15 protein-coding genes are annotated in these 14,495 nt (G+C 66.8%); all 15 read right to left on the bottom strand.

The features are described 5' to 3' along the window. Positions 1-9: 9 nt before the first annotated feature. Complete coding sequence (gene phnK, locus F0A17_RS18390) at positions 10-834, bottom strand: phosphonate C-P lyase system protein PhnK (RefSeq protein ID WP_149329811.1); 825 nt, start codon at positions 832-834, stop codon at positions 10-12. Further along, positions 831-1,664 (bottom strand): alpha-D-ribose 1-methylphosphonate 5-phosphate C-P-lyase PhnJ, encoded by an 834-nt coding sequence (locus tag F0A17_RS18385; RefSeq protein WP_149329810.1) that lies wholly within the window; start codon positions 1,662-1,664, stop codon positions 831-833. Before F0A17_RS18385 ends, phnK begins: the two co-directional genes overlap by 4 nt. Continuing rightward, complete coding sequence (locus F0A17_RS18380) at positions 1,661-2,803, bottom strand: carbon-phosphorus lyase complex subunit (protein ID WP_149329809.1); 1,143 nt, start codon at positions 2,801-2,803, stop codon at positions 1,661-1,663. The genes F0A17_RS18385 and F0A17_RS18380 overlap by 4 nt, the downstream gene beginning before the upstream one ends. Beyond that, positions 2,803-3,387, bottom strand: a complete 585-nt coding sequence (gene phnH / locus F0A17_RS18375; protein WP_149329808.1) for a phosphonate C-P lyase system protein PhnH — start codon at positions 3,385-3,387, stop codon at positions 2,803-2,805. Before phnH ends, F0A17_RS18380 begins: the two co-directional genes overlap by 1 nt. A 3-nt stretch (positions 3,388-3,390) precedes the next feature. Continuing rightward, positions 3,391-3,861, bottom strand: a complete 471-nt coding sequence (gene phnG / locus F0A17_RS18370; RefSeq protein WP_149329807.1) for a phosphonate C-P lyase system protein PhnG — start codon at positions 3,859-3,861, stop codon at positions 3,391-3,393. Beyond that, positions 3,858-4,607: a phosphonate metabolism transcriptional regulator PhnF gene (gene phnF, locus F0A17_RS18365; RefSeq protein WP_149329806.1), complete on the bottom strand. Its 750-nt coding sequence runs from the start codon at positions 4,605-4,607 to the stop codon at positions 3,858-3,860. The genes phnG and phnF overlap by 4 nt, the downstream gene beginning before the upstream one ends. 59 nt (positions 4,608-4,666) lie before the next feature. Beyond that, positions 4,667-5,458 carry a phosphonate ABC transporter, permease protein PhnE gene (gene phnE, locus F0A17_RS18360; protein WP_149329805.1) on the bottom strand — a complete coding sequence of 264 codons (792 nt, stop codon included), beginning with the start codon at positions 5,456-5,458 and terminating at the stop codon, positions 4,667-4,669. A 62-nt stretch (positions 5,459-5,520) separates the two neighbouring features. Further along, positions 5,521-6,561 (bottom strand): phosphonate ABC transporter substrate-binding protein, encoded by a 1,041-nt coding sequence (phnD, locus tag F0A17_RS18355; RefSeq protein ID WP_149329804.1) that lies wholly within the window; start codon positions 6,559-6,561, stop codon positions 5,521-5,523. A gap of 31 nt (positions 6,562-6,592) precedes the next feature. After that, positions 6,593-7,420 carry a phosphonate ABC transporter ATP-binding protein gene (gene phnC / locus F0A17_RS18350; protein ID WP_149329803.1) on the bottom strand — a complete coding sequence of 276 codons (828 nt, stop codon included), beginning with the start codon at positions 7,418-7,420 and terminating at the stop codon, positions 6,593-6,595. 251 nt (positions 7,421-7,671) lie between these two features. Further along, entirely contained in the window at positions 7,672-9,075 is a 1,404-nt protein-coding gene (gene nirK, locus F0A17_RS18345) for a copper-containing nitrite reductase (protein WP_187774738.1), read from the bottom strand. Between the two features lie 146 nt (positions 9,076-9,221). Next, entirely contained in the window at positions 9,222-10,715 is a 1,494-nt protein-coding gene (locus F0A17_RS18340; RefSeq protein ID WP_149329802.1) for a tripartite tricarboxylate transporter permease, read from the bottom strand. 9 nt (positions 10,716-10,724) lie between these two features. Beyond that, positions 10,725-11,198, bottom strand: coding sequence for a tripartite tricarboxylate transporter TctB family protein (locus F0A17_RS18335; protein ID WP_149329801.1), 474 nt, complete (start codon positions 11,196-11,198; stop codon positions 10,725-10,727). Then, entirely contained in the window at positions 11,195-12,190 is a 996-nt protein-coding gene (locus tag F0A17_RS18330) for a Bug family tripartite tricarboxylate transporter substrate binding protein (RefSeq protein ID WP_149329800.1), read from the bottom strand. Before F0A17_RS18330 ends, F0A17_RS18335 begins: the two co-directional genes overlap by 4 nt. Before the next feature lie 87 nt (positions 12,191-12,277). Next, positions 12,278-13,483: a CaiB/BaiF CoA transferase family protein gene (locus tag F0A17_RS18325; RefSeq protein WP_149329799.1), complete on the bottom strand. Its 1,206-nt coding sequence runs from the start codon at positions 13,481-13,483 to the stop codon at positions 12,278-12,280. 2 nt (positions 13,484-13,485) lie between these two features. Then, positions 13,486-14,436, bottom strand: a complete 951-nt coding sequence (locus tag F0A17_RS18320; RefSeq protein ID WP_149329798.1) for a hydroxymethylglutaryl-CoA lyase — start codon at positions 14,434-14,436, stop codon at positions 13,486-13,488. Between the last annotated feature and the right edge of the window lie 59 nt (positions 14,437-14,495).

Genomic DNA, 14,495 nt, shown 5'->3' with positions numbered 1-14,495 from the left:
TCTCCTCGGTCATGGGGTCAGCACCGACGACACCAGCAGCTGCGTGTAGGCGTGCTGCGGGTCGTCGAGGATCTGGTCGGTGAGGCCGGCTTCCACCACCCGGCCGCGGCGCATCACCAGCAGGCGATGGGCGAGCAGGCGGGCCACGGCGAGATCATGGGTGACCAGCACCACCGAGAGCCCGAGCTGGCGCACCAGAGTGCGCAGCATGTCGAGCAGACGCGCCTGCACCGAGACGTCGAGCCCGCCGGTGGGCTCGTCCATGAACACCAGCCGCGGCCGGGTGACCAGAGTGCGGGCGATCTGCAGGCGCTGCTGCATGCCGCCGGAGAAGGTGCGCGGCGCATCGTCGATGCGTGCCGGGTCGAGTTCCACCTGCGTCATCCAGTCCTGGCCGGCGGCGCGCAGCTGGCCGTAGTGGCGCTGGCCCAGCGCCATCAAGCGCTCGCCGACGTTGGCCCCGGCCGAGACGCCCATGCGCAGCCCATCGCGCGGGTTCTGGTGCACCAGACCCCACTCCAGACGCAGCAGCGCGCGGCGGCGCGCCTCGCCGATGGCGTAGAGGTCGGTCTCGCCGGCATCGCCCGGCCGGTGATAGACCACCCGGCCGGCATCCGGCGCCTCCAGCCCGGCGAGTACGCGCAGCAGCGTCGATTTGCCGGAGCCGGACTCGCCGACGATCCCCAGCACCTCGCCGGCATGCAGGCGGAAGTCGATCGCCTCGCAGCCCTTGCCGGGGCCGTAGAGGCGCGTGATGTCCTGCACGTCGAGCAGCACGGGGCGGTCCAGCTCGGGCCTGGCCAGGGCTGGAGCGGAAAGGGCGGGACGTTTCATGACAGCTCTCCCCGGCGTGTCAGGCAGTAGTCGGTATCCGAGCAGACGAACATGCGCCCGCCGGCATCGTCGGTGATCACCTCGTCGAGAAAGCTTTCGGCGCTGCCACAGAGTGCGCAGCGCGCCTCCCAGCGCTGGATCTCGAAGGGGTGATCCTCGAAGTCGAGGCTCTCGACATGGGTGTAGGGCGGGATGGCGTAGAGCCGCTTCTCGCGCCCGGCGCCGAACAGCAGCAGCGCCGGGCTCATGTCGAGCTTGGGGTTGTCGAACTTGGGGATCGGCGAGGGATCCATGACGTAGCGCCCGTCGACCTTCACCGGGTAGGCGTAGGTGGTGGCGATATGACCATGGCGGGCGATGTCCTCGTAGAGCTTCACGTGCATCACCCCGTACTCCTCCAGGGCATGCATCAGCCGGGTTTCCTGCTCGCTGGGTTCGATGAAGCGCAGCGGCTCGGGGATCGGCACCTGGAAGACCAGGATCTGGCCCGGCTCGAGCGGCGTCTCGGGAATGCGATGGCGGGTCTGGATGACGCTCGCGGCCGGGGTCACGGTGGTGGTCTCGATCCCCGCCACGCGCTCGAAGAAGGCGCGGATGCTGACCGCGTTGGTGGTGTCGTCGGCGCCCTGGTCGATCACCTTGAGCACGTCGTCGGCACCGAGAATGGCGGCGGTGAGCTGCATGCCGCCGGTGCCCCAACCGTAGGGCATGGGCATCTCGCGCCCGCCGAAGGGTACCTGATAGCCGGGGATGGCCACCGCCTTGAGCAGTGCGCGACGGATCATGCGCTTGGTCTGTTCGTCCAGGTAGGCGAAGTTGTAGCCGTTCATGGGTGGTCTCCTGACGTGGCGGTGCGCTCGTCGGTCGTCGTTTCAGGCGAGTCGACCTCTTGGCACGCCCCGTGCCTTCCCGCCTCGTATTCCTGCCTAAGACGGCGCAGCAATTCGAGCTCGGACTGGAAGTCGACGTAGTGCGGCAGCTTGAGATGCGAGACGAAGCCCGAGGCCTCGACGTTATCGGCATGCGCCAGCACGAATTCCGCCTGCTGAGCGGGGCCCTGGACCTCTTCGCCGAGCTCCTCGGCACGCAGCGCGCGATCGACCAGCGCCATGGCCAGGGTCTTGCGCTCGTTGTGGCCGAAGGCCAGCCCGTAGCCGCGGGTGAATTGCGGCGCGGCCTCACGGGAGCCGCCGAACTGGTTGATCATCTGGCACTCGCTGAGCGCGATCTCGCCGACACAGACCGTCTCGCCCCACTCCTCGACGAAGATCTCCACCTCCACCTGGCCCTGTCGGATCTCCCCCGCGAAAGGATGGTTGCGCCCGTAGCCCCGCTGGGTGGAGTAGCCCAGCGCCAGCAGGTAGCCCTCGTCGCCGCGCGCCAGCATCTGCAGCCGGGTGGCACGGTCGACTGGGTAGTCGGGCGGGTCGCGGGTGATATCGCAGGGCTCCGTGCCGTCGTCACGCTCTCGCTCGATCAGGCCCTCGGCATCCAGCAGTTCCAGGATCTGCGGGCACGGCGCCAGCGGCTGCTCGCCGGGCTCCGCCGCCGGCGCCTCGCCCCCGGCGAGCAGCAGGAAATCAAGCAGGCGGTGGGTGTAGTCGTAGGTCGGCCCCAGTACCTGGCCACCGGGAATATCCTTGTAGGTGGCGCTGATACGGCGTTCGATGCGCATGGCGCCGGTATCCAGTGGCTCGCTCACCGCCAGGCGCGGCAGCGTGGTGCGGTAGGCGCGCAGCAGGAATACGGCTTCGATCATGTCGCCACTGGCCTGCTTGATGGCAAGCGCGGCGAGTTCGGGGTCGTACAGCGAAGCCTCGCTCATCACCCGATCGACGGCCAGGCGAAGCTGGGCCTGGATCTGACCGACTTCGAGCTCGGCCTGGTCACGATCGCCACGGCGCCGGTCGGCGAGCAGGCGATGGGCGTTGGCGATGGCACGCTCGCCCCCTTTCACGGCAACGTACATCAGGCAACCTCCTCGATGCGGGTGCTGCGCGGCAACGCGGCGAGTCGCGGGCCGCAGGTGAGGATGGCGTCGAGCCCGCATGGGAAGCGATCCCGGTTGGCGACGAGTCGTGACATCAGGGGTCCGGCCGCATCTCCCAGGCCCAGTTGACGCCGATCGGCGATACCGGGTCCGCTGAGCCGCCACTTGCCGGCGGGCTCGAGCGTGTCCAGGGCGACCAGCAGCGTGGTACTGCGCTCGGGATACTCGTCGCTGCCCAGAGCGAACTCCCTGGCCTCCGCCAGCACGGCCGGCGTGACCAGGGCGAAGTCGGCGTCCGCCGGTTTAGCGGTCAGGCGGCATCCGATATGCAAGGCCAGCGCCTCGCGCAGGGCGGGGCCGTCCAGCTCGGGGGCGAGCCATACTCGGGTATCCAGGTCGCACAAGGTCAGTAGCGTGCCCCAGAGCGCGGGGCCGAGTTCGCCACCTGGCGGCGACGGCGCCTCCAGGGTATGCAGCGTACCGGGCTCGCTCATCGCCGAGAGGAGTTGGCGAAACAACCGCTGGCTGTCGTGTACGGGGTCGTTCAGGGTCGGCCAGAGCATGGGTCACTCCCCTCTCACCAGGGTGAAGAAATCGACGCGAGTGGCGGCGGCGGTACGCGAGGCTTGGGCGCGACGGGCCTGCAGCGCCTCCTCGAGCGGGGCGATCAACTCGTCATCGATGCGCCGGGCCCAGGTCTCGCGTTGGGCACAGGCATCGACCAGGGCGATCAGCTCGGCGTGGCGCCGGTCGCGACCGCGAACCCAGCCATGTCCCAGTGAAGCGTCATCCTCGGCGCCGTCATCGAGAGCGACGCTGGCCCGGGTCAGGGTCATCTCGCCGAGGTGAAAGGCATTGCCGGTACCGCCCATGCGGCCGCGCAGCATGGCCATGCCGGTCTCGGGGCCGCGTACGCAGCGATACGCGGCACGAATGCCGAGCGTGGCCCAGCGGGCCTCGAGCTGGTCACGGGGCGTCAGCGCCAGCACCCGCTGGCGTCGCGTCTGCGGCTTGCGCCGATCAGGTAACTGAGTCATGAGGACACCTCGTCGGAGTCGAAATCGATGTGGTAGGCGAGCCGGTCGGCCCGGGCGCGGCTGACCGATATCTCGACCAGCGCGCCGTCGCGATCGACGTTGTCGCTTACGAGCTGCAGCAGCGGGGCGCCGAGCGGGCAGCGCAGGTGGCGAGTGTCGCTGCGGGTGGCGCTGGCGGCCTCGATGCGCACGCGCCGGCGAAACAGTTGCAAGCCGTAGTGCTGGTCGAGCAGTGCCCGGGTCGAGCCGCCGCGATAGCGGCGCTCCCAGCCGGGTACCCGCTCGGGATCGAACCAGTGCCACAGCAGCATGGCCGGCGCGCCGTCGACGTGGCGCAGGGTATCGACGCATAGCAGGCGCTCGCCGGGGGAACGCCCGAAACGCTGGGCGATGGCTTCGGGCGGCTCGCGCAAGCCTTGGGCCAGGCATTCGGTCTGGGTGGCGATCCCCAGCGCGGCGAGGTTATGAGTCACCTTGCTGGCGGCGCTGACGGCGTAGTCGAGACGGCGGTCGACGACCTGGGTGCCGCGGCCCTGATGGCGGCTCACCATTCCGGCGGCCACCAGCTCGTCGAGTGCGCGGCGCACGGTATGACGATTGACGCCGAAGCGCCGCGCCAGGGCCACCTCGGCGGGCAGCAGCTCGCCGGGGGCATAGTCGCTGCGGATCTCGCGGGCCAGGGTGTCGGCCATTTCGCGGTAGCGCGGCGACCTGTCGAGCGGTGCCTTGGCGAGTTGTCTAGACATATTCACTCCGGGAAAAGCGCAGTTTTGACGGAAAGGGCCGCTCTCGTGGCCGGTCGCTACTAGATGAAACGCTTGCGAACGGTTTGGGAAAGCATGTCCAGCACGGTGACGGCGATGATGATCACCAGCATGATCGTGGCGGTCTCGGCATACTGGAAACCGCGCATGGTTTCCCAAAGCGCCACGCCGATGCCGCCCCCGCCGACCATCCCCAGCACGGTGGCCGAACGGATGTTCGACTCGAAGCGGTACAGGCTGACCGAGATCCACAGCGGCAGTACTTGCGGAATCAGGCCGAAGACGATTTCCTCCATGCGCCCGGCGCCGGTCACGCGAATGCCCTCCATGGGGCCGGCCTCGCTGGCCTCGACGGCTTCGGAGAACAGCTTGGCAAGCACGCCGGTGGTATGAACGAACAGCGCCAGGGTGCCGGCGAAGGGGCCGAGCCCCACGGCCACCACGAAGAGCATGGCGAAGACCAGCTCGTTGATGGCACGGCAGGCATCCATCAGCCGGCGCATGGGCTGGTAGACCCACCACGGCACCAGATTCTCGGAAGAGAGCAGGCTGCAGGGGATGGCCAGTACGATTGCCAGCAGCGTGCCCCAGATGGCGATCTGAATGGTCACCAGCATCTGGTCGATGTAGCGATCCAGGTTGCCGAATGCCGGAGGAAAGAAGTCGCCGGCGAGTTCGGCCATGTTGCCGGCGTTGGCGACCAGCGCGCCGGGATTCATCTCGGTGCCCTGCCAGGCCCAGGCCAGCACGCCCAGGGCCATGGCCCAGCCGAACAGGTTGAGCCAGCTGCGCTTGGCCGAAGCATCCACGGACGTAAAAATCGTTGCGGTCATGAAATGTCTCCGGAGAGGGGCCAGCCCGGCCCCTCGGGACTCGATTGCCGTATCGGGCTCGGTTACTGAGCCATCGCCGTGGTCACACCTGATTCCCCCTGCTCGGCATCGGCGGCCTCGCGCGCCCTGAGGCGTTCGTCGAGCTCATCGAGCTGGGCATCGAGCTCGGCCAACTGACGCTGCTTGTCGGCATCGTCGAGCGAGTCGTCGGCGGCGAGCTGGGCGCGCTGCTTGAACAGCTCGAGCTGACGGATCGGCAGCAGCTGATCGTTGTCGGAAGCATCGAAGCGTGCCCACTGCAGCGGAGCGATCTTCTCGCGCTGCGCCTCGGTCTCGCCGTAGCTCAGGATGAAATCGCGCAGCCGGCTCTTCATCGACTCGGGCAGGTCTTGGCGCCAAACCAACGGATCGGACGGGATCAGCGGCGACTGCCAGATCACCTTGAGCTGCTCGGCCTTGTCGGGGTGCGCTTGCTCCAGGCGATCCATGCTCTCGGTGTTGAACGTGGCGACGTCCACTTGGCGGTTGGCCACCGACAGCGCGTTGGTTTCGTGATTGGAGTTGAGGGTGCGCTTGAAGATCTCGCTGGCCTCGACCCCGTTCTGGGCGAAGACGTAATAGCTCGGCACCAGGAAGCCGGAGGTGGAGTTGGGGTCGCCGTTGCCGAAGGTCAGCTCAGAGGCATTGGCCAGGATGTCATCGACGCTCTCGTAGGGGCTGTCCTGATGCACGATAAGCAGGCTCCAGTACCCCGGCTCACCGTTCTCGGGCACGGTCTGGGCGAAGATCTCGCCGCCGGCCCGGTCCACTGCCTCCATGGCCGACTTGTTGCCGTACCAGGCAAGGTCGATCTTGTCGAAGCGCATGGCCTGGATTACCGCGGCGTAGTCGTTGGCGAAGAACGGCTCGACCTCGACACCGAGCGTCTCGGCCATGTCGTCGAGGAACGGTCGCCATAGCGGCTCCTGGTTCTGGCTGGCCTCGGTGGAGATGATGCCGAAACGCAGAGTGTCGATCTCTTCCTCGGCGGCAGCGAACTGGCTGCCCATCAGGCCGAGGCCGGCGATCAGCGGCAGGGCGAGACGGCGAAGATTGGGGCTCATGGCGATACCTCTTGGTGGCGATTGGCGATGGTCAGCTGGCGGCGCCCAGGGCGACACGAGCAGTGACGGGAACGGCCGACTGACGCGACTCGTCGAACCCGGCGTTTTCGTAGAGCGCCTGGAGTCGCGCCTCGGTGAGGCCTTCGGTCCGGCCGTCGTAGTAGAGACGGCCTTGCTTGAGGGCGATGGCCCGCGGGCAATAGCGACGTGCGTAGTCGACCTGATGCAGGGAGACGAGCACGGTACGGCCATCCTCGCGATTGATGCGCTGAAGGATATCCATGACTTCCCGCGCGCTGCGCGGATCGAGCGAGGCGATGGGCTCGTCGGCGAGAATGATGTCGGCGTCCTGCATCAGCACGCGGGCGATGGCCACGCGCTGCATCTGCCCGCCGGAGAGGGTGTTGGCGCGCTGCTCGGCGAGCTCGGCAAGGCCGACGCGGGCCAGGGCCTGGCGAGCCTGGGCGCGCTCCTCATCGCTGAAACGCCCGAGCAGTGCGCGCCAGCGCGGCATCGAGCCAAGCCGGCCGACCAGCACGTTGGTCAGCACACTGAGGCGGCCGACGAGATTGAACTGCTGGAAGATGTAGCCGCAGCGGCAGCGCTGAGTGCGCGAGCCGCGCAGCAGCCGACCGCTTCGCTGAATGTCGCGCCCCATCACGCGGATGTGGCTGTCGGCCTTACGGTTGGCGGTAGTCAGCCCCACCAGGTGACGCAACAGGGTGGACTTGCCCGAGCCGGACGGCCCGATCAGGGCCACCATCTCGCCGGCATGGATGTCGAAGCCGACGTTCTCGAGGACGCGGGTCTGACCGAAGGTCTTGCTGAGCCGTTGCACGGCAATCGTGACGCTGGACATGTGACGCCTCCTGTATCGGATGGCGCCAGTGTCGCTGGCTCAGGTTAAGGTGAGTTGTCTAGACAATAACGTTTCGGTGACATTTCCCAGCCCCAGAGGTCGCCCCGGGACGGGAAGGCGGCTTTCGGTGGTTTGAAAAACAAAGCCTTGGAATGAGGCGAAGCGGAACTGTCACACCGTTGCCATCGCAGCGTCATGTTCACGGCAAGCGCCCGCCGGTTGGGCAGGGCGCGATGAGGGAGAAATGCGGTTCAGTGGCCGGAGTCGGGATCGTGGGCTTCTTCGGAATGGAAGACCTCGGGATTCTCCTCGCCGTTGACGTGGAGGAAGCCGGCCAGCCCCTTCTCCAGGCGGGAGAGCGCGTGATCCACCAGGATGTACCTGCCCGGGTAGTCCACCTGGAACTCGACCAGGGTGGCACCGCCCGGGGGCACCAGCGTGGTCTGCACGTCGCTCAGCGGCGGGCTGGTCAGCGAGGCCTGGTCGTAGACCTTGTCGAAGATCTCGCCGATGACGTGGAAGCTGGAGGTTGCATTGGGGCCGCCGACGCCGAAAAAGATGCGCACCTTGTCGCCCACGTCGGCCTCCATCTTGTGCGTCTGGGTGAGCGCATCCATGTTGCCGTTGAACATCAGGTGCTCGGGGCGCTCGTCGAGCAGCTTGTCGAGAGAGAACTCCTGAAGCCCCTGGCTGCCGTGGCGCTGGGCCGTGTAGAGCTCCCCCTGCATGATGTAGAACTCGCGATCCACCGGCGAGAGCCCACCTTCCGGTTCGACCAGGATCATGCCGTACATGCCGTTGGAGATGTGCTGAGCGACCATCGGCGTGGCGCAATGATAGACGTAGAGGCCTGGGTTGAGCGCCTTGAAACTGAAGCTCTTGGTCTGGCCCGGCGCCGCCTGGGTCACCGCCGCCCCGCCGCCGGGCCCGGTCACGGCGTGGAAATCGACCGAGTGGATATGGGCGCTGTCCTCGGCATTGCTCATGTTGACGGTAACGGTATCGCCCACGCGTACCCGCACGAAGGGGCCCGGCACGGTATCGTTGAAGGTCCAGTAGCGGTAGCTCGACCCATCGGCCAAGCGGCCCTCCCGCTCGGTCGTCTCAAGGTTGACGGTCACCTCCTGTGGGCCGCGATCGCCCACCGGTTCACCCACGGCATGGGGGTCCATCGACAGGTCCGGGGCCGCTGCGCGCGCCTCGTCCGCCATCGGATCGCCGACGATGAGATTGCCCACCATGCCGGCCGCCTTGTGTCCGGGAAGGCCGCACAGGTATTCGAAACGCCCCTCCTCGTCGACCCGGAACGCCACGGCGGTGGCCGCACCCTTGCCACTGATGTCGTCGGAATCGACGCCGAACTCGGGCAGCGCGATGTCGTGCATGGCGCCGTCGCCATTGATCAGGTTGATCTGCACCACCGCCCCGACGGGGGCGTGCAGGTCGGGATTGACCACATCCCGAATGCTGCCCTTATCGCCAATGAATACCAGCTTGCCGTCCGCGACGGCGGTGCGCAGTGTATAGGTGACGTCGGGCGTGACGCTGGCGGGGCTAAGCACCTCGCCGTGGGCGGCGAAGGCGGGATTGGCAAGTGCCGCACTGGCAGCGAACAGGGCGACGGCCCGGGCGAGAACACTACGTTGGAATCTCATCGTCTCTTCCTCGCGGAGGAATTACACTTGGTGACGATTCGAAAGTAGCATTCTGATTACTTGTTTTGATTGACCCAAGTCACGTCTCCTTCCGGAGACCGCGACTTTCGTCAAAGCGGGAGCAGCAGACGCTCCTCTCCGCACGCCTAGAGGCGCTGGCGTATCATCCAGCTGTAGACCAGCCCGGCCACGATCAGTGCGATGGCGAAGGCGTAGATACCGATGGTGATGCCGCTGTTCCACAGGATGCTCCAGTCGCCTCCGGAGATCGACATGGCGCGGCGCAGGTTGTACTCCATCTGCCCGCCCAGCAGCAGGCCCAGCACCACCGGCACGGCGGGCATCTCGAGCTTGCGCAGCACGTAGCCGAGCACGCCGAAGGCCAGCATCATGTAGAGATCGAAGGCACTGTTGCCGAGCGAGTAGACGCCGACGAAGGCCACCATTACCACCATGGGCATCAGGAACCAGCCAGGCGCCTGCAACACCTTCGCGAACAGTCCCACCAGCGGGATGTTGAGGACCAGCAGCATCACGTTACCGATGAACAGGGCCGCCACCAACCCCCAGACCATTTCCGGCTGCTGCGCGAACAGCAGCGGACCGGGCGTGATGTTCATCGACAGCAGCAGTGCCAGAAGGATGGCCGTCGTGCCGCTGCCGGGAATGCCCAACGACAGCATGGGGATCAGCGCGCCGCCGGCCGCCGCGTTATTGCCCGCTTCCGGTGCCGCCACGCCGCGCGGGTCGCCCTGCCCGAACGTGCCGCGACGTCCCAGCCAGCGGCGCTCCAGGGTATAGGAGAGGAAGCTGCCCAGCGCCGCACCGGCGCCCGGCAGCACGCCGGCAACGAAACCGATGAACGAGCTACGCCCAATGGTCGGCGCACATTTACCGGCACTGCGAATGCCGGGAATCGCCGAGCCCACCTTGAGGGTCGGCTTATTGCTGCCGCGAGTATCTTCGAGAAAGATCAGGCACTCGGAGATCGCAAACAACCCGACCAGGGCGACGATGAAGTCGATGCCGTCGTAGAGTTCGTACCAGCCGAAGGTATAGCGCGGTACGCTACTCACCGAGTCGATGCCCACGGTGCCCAGCAGCAGGCCCAGGCAGGCCGCGAGGAAGCTTTTCACCAGGCTGCCGCTGGTCACGCCGCCGATGGTGGCGAAGGCCAGCACGAACAGGGCGAAGTACTCGGCCGGCCCGAAACGGATCGCGAATCCCACCAGCAGCGGAGCGAACAGGGTGAGCCCGATGGTGGCCACGGTGGCACCGACGAACGAGGCCACGCCGGAGAGCCCCAAGGCCTCGCCGCCACGCCCCTTGAGCGCCATGGGGTAACCGTCGAGGGTGGTCATCACCGCCGGCTCGTCACCGGGAATGTTGAGCAGAATCGAGCTGATCCGCCCACCGTACATGCAGCCGTAGTAGATGCTGACCAGCAGGATCAGCGCGGCGGTCGGCGTCAGGCCGAAATTGAAGGTCAGCGGGATCATCAGCGCCACCCCGTTGACCGGGCCAAGCCCCGGCAGCGCCCCGATCAGCGTGCCCACGGCGCAGCCGACCAGCGCCAGGAGCAGGTGCTGGGGCTCGAGCGCCACGGCGAAGCCTTGGGCGAGAAAAGCCAATATATCCATCGTGACGCCTTACCAGTCGAGACCCGGCATGTTGGGTAGCGGCATGCCGAGAGCGAATTCGAACAGCAGATAGAGCGAGACCGTCAGCAACGCGCCGCAGGCCAGCGAGGCCCTCCAGGTCGCGCCGAACAGACGAATCAACAGCACCACGCAGATCAGGCTGGCGGGCAAAAAACCCAGGGGCTTGAGGAAGCCCGCATAGATGCCGAGCAGCAGCAGCGCCGCCCCCTGCCTGAGCAGGGCGGCGCGCTGCGGCCAGCGCTGATTGACGCCGGGGCGTATCACCAGATAGGCCGCGAACAGGCCCATCGGCACGCTGACGAGACGCGGAAAGGCCCCGGGCCCCACGACCTGGCCGAAGCCGGCCGGGAAGGCGTGCGAATACCACCACGCGCCCACCGCCATCAACAGCAGCACGACGCCGGCAATACGGTCGGCGACGGCGCCCGAGACCTGATCCGGGTTCAGCCCGGGTTCACTCACTCGATGACCCCGATCTCACGCGACACGGACTCGACCTCGTCGATGGTCTCGTACACGTAGTCGGTGAACTCGTCGCCGCCGCGCCACAGCGGTACCAGGCCGTTCTGCTGTGCGGTTTCCTGCCACGCGTCGCTCTGGTAGAGCGTCTCGAGGGTTTCGACCATGCTTGCGTAGTCCTCGTCGGAGACCTCGCCACCGGTATAGAAGCCGCGCCAGTTGTAGCCGGTCACGTCGTAGCCCTGGGATACCGCGGTGGGCAGCTCGGCGAAGGGCTCGGGCAGCGGCTCGTCGGAGAGCACCGCCAGCACCCGCACATCGCCGGACTCGATGAAGCCCGCGATCTCGCCGAGATCGGTGGAGACCATGTCGACGTGCCCTCCCATCATCTGGGTCACCGCCGGACCGCCGCCGTCGAACTGCACCCAGCGCACGCTGGCCATCTGCTCGGCCGGCATGCCCGCCTCCTTGGCCAGCAGCAGCGCGCGGATGTGATCCCAGCCTCCGGCGCCGCTGGAGCCGGCCATGGCCACCGCACCCGGATCCTCGATCATGTCGTTCAGCAGTTCTTCAAGCGTTTCATAGGGGCTCTCGTCATCCACCAGAATCACGCCCACATCGGTGCCGAGCATGGCCAGCCAACGCATGGTATCGGCGTCGCCGGGGTACTGGCCCTGGGCGATCTGCGTCATGCCCACGGTGCTGGTCGCCACGATCAGGTCGCTGTCGTCGGCGCGACTGCTGGCCACGTTGGAGAACGCCACGGCCCCCACGCCGCCCGGCATGTTGGTGACCTGCACGGCACCGTCGGTCAGTTCCAGCTCGCGCAGCAGCTTGGCCACCGAACGACAGGTGAAATCCCAGCCACCGCCGGGGTCGGCCGGGGCGATGCATTCGCTGATGGGCAGCGCCTGGCTCGGGGCGCTGAACGCCAGGCCCAGTCCCAGCAGGGCCGAGGCGGTGAAACCGTGGTGAACGTGCTTGATGATGCGCATTGTCGTGTCCCTCGTTGTTGTTGTGCTGCTGATGGTGGATATTGCCGCGTGGAGCCACCGGGGCACCGACGCTTGTTGCAGGTTAGCTCATATAATGCCGCGCGCTTGCATGGCCGTGATCGCCGCGTCTTCAACGCCCAGCTCGCGCAGGATTTCATGGGTATGTTCGCCGAGCCGTGGCGCGGGATGATGCACCGCCGCAGGGGCCTCGCGCATCTTGACCGGGAAGCCCGTCGCGGGAATCCGCCCCAGCTCGCCCTGGTCGATCTCGATTTTCATCTCCTGAGCCTGGACCTGGGGATCGTTGAAGGTGTCGCGCAGGCTGTAGACGCGCCCGCACGGCACCCCGGCGCGGTTGAGATGCTCGATCCACTCCTCGACGCGACGCTGCGCCGTGACTCGGTTGATGATCTCGCGAAGCGGCTCACGGTGAGCCATGCGCCGGGCGTTGTCGGCGAAGCGCTCGTCGTCGAGCAAGGGGAGGAGGTCCAGCGCACCGAGCAGGCGTTCGACCATGGCATCGCTACTGGGGGCAATCGCCACCTCGCCGTCGCTGGCCCGGAACAGGCCGTAGGGATAGAGCATGGGATGATCGTTGCCGGTCCGCGCCGGCACCTGGCCGGTGGCGAAAAACTCCGCGGCCAGGTAGCCGAGCATGCCGATCAGCCCGTTGGTCAGTGCGGTCTCGAGAATTTCGCCCTGACCGGTACGCTCGCGTCGTACCAGTGCCGCGCAAATGCCGAAGGCCAGGTTCTGGCTGGCCACCATGTCGCTGATGGGCGGCGCTGCGCGCATGGGGTCGCTATCGGGTGGGCCGTTGACGCCCATGAAGCCGCTCATGGCCTGAGCGATGAAGTCGTAGGCGGGACGGTCTCGGTAGGGGCCGGTGGAGCCGAAACCGTTGATGCGCCCCACCACCAGGCGCGGATAGCACTCGCGCAGCGTGGCATCGTCGAGGCCCATCTTCTCCAGCACGCCGGGGCGAAAGTTCTCCACCAGCACGTCGGCATCCTCGAGCAGGCGATGCAGGATCGCCCTGCCCTCGTCGCTGCGCAGATCGAGCGTCAACGAGCGTTTGTTGCGATTGAACTGGGCGAAATACCAGCTGAAGCCGTTGACGATGTTGCCCTGCGAGCGCAGCACGTCGCCACGCTCTGGCGGTTCGATCTTGATCACCTCGGCGCCGTGGTCGCCAAGCATCTGGGTGCAGAACGGTCCCGAGATCACCCGAGTCAGGTCGATCACGCGGATACCGGCGAGCGCCCCCGCCGCTTGCGTGCGTGCGTGCGTCATGCTCACCCTCTCGCCGTGGCCACGCTCGCGCTGTCGCTGAGCGCCAGCCGCGGCCCCGCCTTGGAGACCTGGGCCGGCAGGGGACGTCCCATCAAGCGGGTGGCGAGCTGTGCGGCCTCGATCATCCGATCCAGATCGATGCCGGTCTCGATGCCCATTTCGCTGAGCAGATAGATCAGATCCTCGCTGGCGATATTGCCGGTCGCCTTCGGCGCGAAGGGACACCCCCCCAACCCGCCGATCGAGCTCTCGTAACGGTCGACGCCGAGCGCAAGGCCCTGCATGACATTGGCCAGCCCGATGCCGCGAGTATTGTGAAAGTGCAGGGTGGGTGAAATGCCGGGGACCACCTCGCGAAGATGGGAAATTCGCTCCGTGACCAGCGGCGGCGTTGCCATGCCGGTGGTGTCGCCGAGCGACACGTGGCGAGCGCCGAGGTCGGCGAAATGACGGGCAATGCGGCCTACCGCGGCGACGTCTATATCGCCCTCGAATGGGCAACCAAAGCAGGTGGCGATGGCGCCGCGCAATTCAATGCCGCTGCCTTCGAGCCGCCGGGCCACCTGCTCGAAGCTCGCCAGCGACTCATCGACGCTGGCGTTGACGTTCTTGGCGTTGTGGCTCTCCGAAGCCGAGACGAACAAGACCACCGAGTCAATGCCGGCCTCCAGGGCCCGCTCGGCGCCGCGCAGATTGGGCACCAACGCCGAGAAGTGCGCTCCCTCGATGTCCTTGAGTTCGGCAACGAGCTCCGCCGCATCGGCCAGTGCCGGCACCGCGCGCGGGCTGACGAAGGAGGTCAGCTCGAATTCACGAACGCCGGCCGCGACCAGGGCACGCACCAGTTCGGCCTTCTGTGCCGTGGAGAGGAGCACCTGCTCGTTCTGCAGGCCGTCGCGCGGCCCGACTTCGGTGACGTGGACCTGCCGAGGTACCCGGATCGCTTCAAGCATGCTGGTTAGACCTGCAAGGGGTTTCCCCGACTGTACGTAGCCGGCTCGCTCCACAGCCA

This window comes from Billgrantia pellis, from assembly GCF_008297955.1.
Lineage (GTDB): Bacteria > Pseudomonadota > Gammaproteobacteria > Pseudomonadales > Halomonadaceae > Halomonas > Halomonas pellis.
Note: the sequence above shows the minus strand (reverse complement) of the source record. Positions and strands in the feature narration are given on the sequence as shown.

What these genes read in the sequence shown, in the direction of transcription:
- phnK (WP_149329811.1), bottom strand. Translation starts at nt 834, where the DNA reads ATGAAACGTCCCGCCCTTTCCGCTCCAGCCCTGGCCAGGCCCGAGCTG.
- F0A17_RS18385 (WP_149329810.1), bottom strand. Translation starts at nt 1,664, where the DNA reads ATGAACGGCTACAACTTCGCCTACCTGGACGAACAGACCAAGCGCATG.
- F0A17_RS18380 (WP_149329809.1), bottom strand. Translation starts at nt 2,803, where the DNA reads ATGTACGTTGCCGTGAAAGGGGGCGAGCGTGCCATCGCCAACGCCCAT.
- phnH (WP_149329808.1), bottom strand. Translation starts at nt 3,387, where the DNA reads ATGCTCTGGCCGACCCTGAACGACCCCGTACACGACAGCCAGCGGTTG.
- phnG (WP_149329807.1), bottom strand. Translation starts at nt 3,861, where the DNA reads ATGACTCAGTTACCTGATCGGCGCAAGCCGCAGACGCGACGCCAGCGG.
- phnF (WP_149329806.1), bottom strand. Translation starts at nt 4,607, where the DNA reads ATGTCTAGACAACTCGCCAAGGCACCGCTCGACAGGTCGCCGCGCTAC.
- phnE (WP_149329805.1), bottom strand. Translation starts at nt 5,458, where the DNA reads ATGACCGCAACGATTTTTACGTCCGTGGATGCTTCGGCCAAGCGCAGC.
- phnD (WP_149329804.1), bottom strand. Translation starts at nt 6,561, where the DNA reads ATGAGCCCCAATCTTCGCCGTCTCGCCCTGCCGCTGATCGCCGGCCTC.
- phnC (WP_149329803.1), bottom strand. Translation starts at nt 7,420, where the DNA reads ATGTCCAGCGTCACGATTGCCGTGCAACGGCTCAGCAAGACCTTCGGT.
- nirK (WP_187774738.1), bottom strand. Translation starts at nt 9,075, where the DNA reads ATGAGATTCCAACGTAGTGTTCTCGCCCGGGCCGTCGCCCTGTTCGCT.
- F0A17_RS18340 (WP_149329802.1), bottom strand. Translation starts at nt 10,715, where the DNA reads ATGGATATATTGGCTTTTCTCGCCCAAGGCTTCGCCGTGGCGCTCGAG.
- F0A17_RS18330 (WP_149329800.1), bottom strand. Translation starts at nt 12,190, where the DNA reads ATGCGCATCATCAAGCACGTTCACCACGGTTTCACCGCCTCGGCCCTG.
- F0A17_RS18325 (WP_149329799.1), bottom strand. Translation starts at nt 13,483, where the DNA reads ATGACGCACGCACGCACGCAAGCGGCGGGGGCGCTCGCCGGTATCCGC.
- F0A17_RS18320 (WP_149329798.1), bottom strand. Translation starts at nt 14,436, where the DNA reads ATGCTTGAAGCGATCCGGGTACCTCGGCAGGTCCACGTCACCGAAGTC.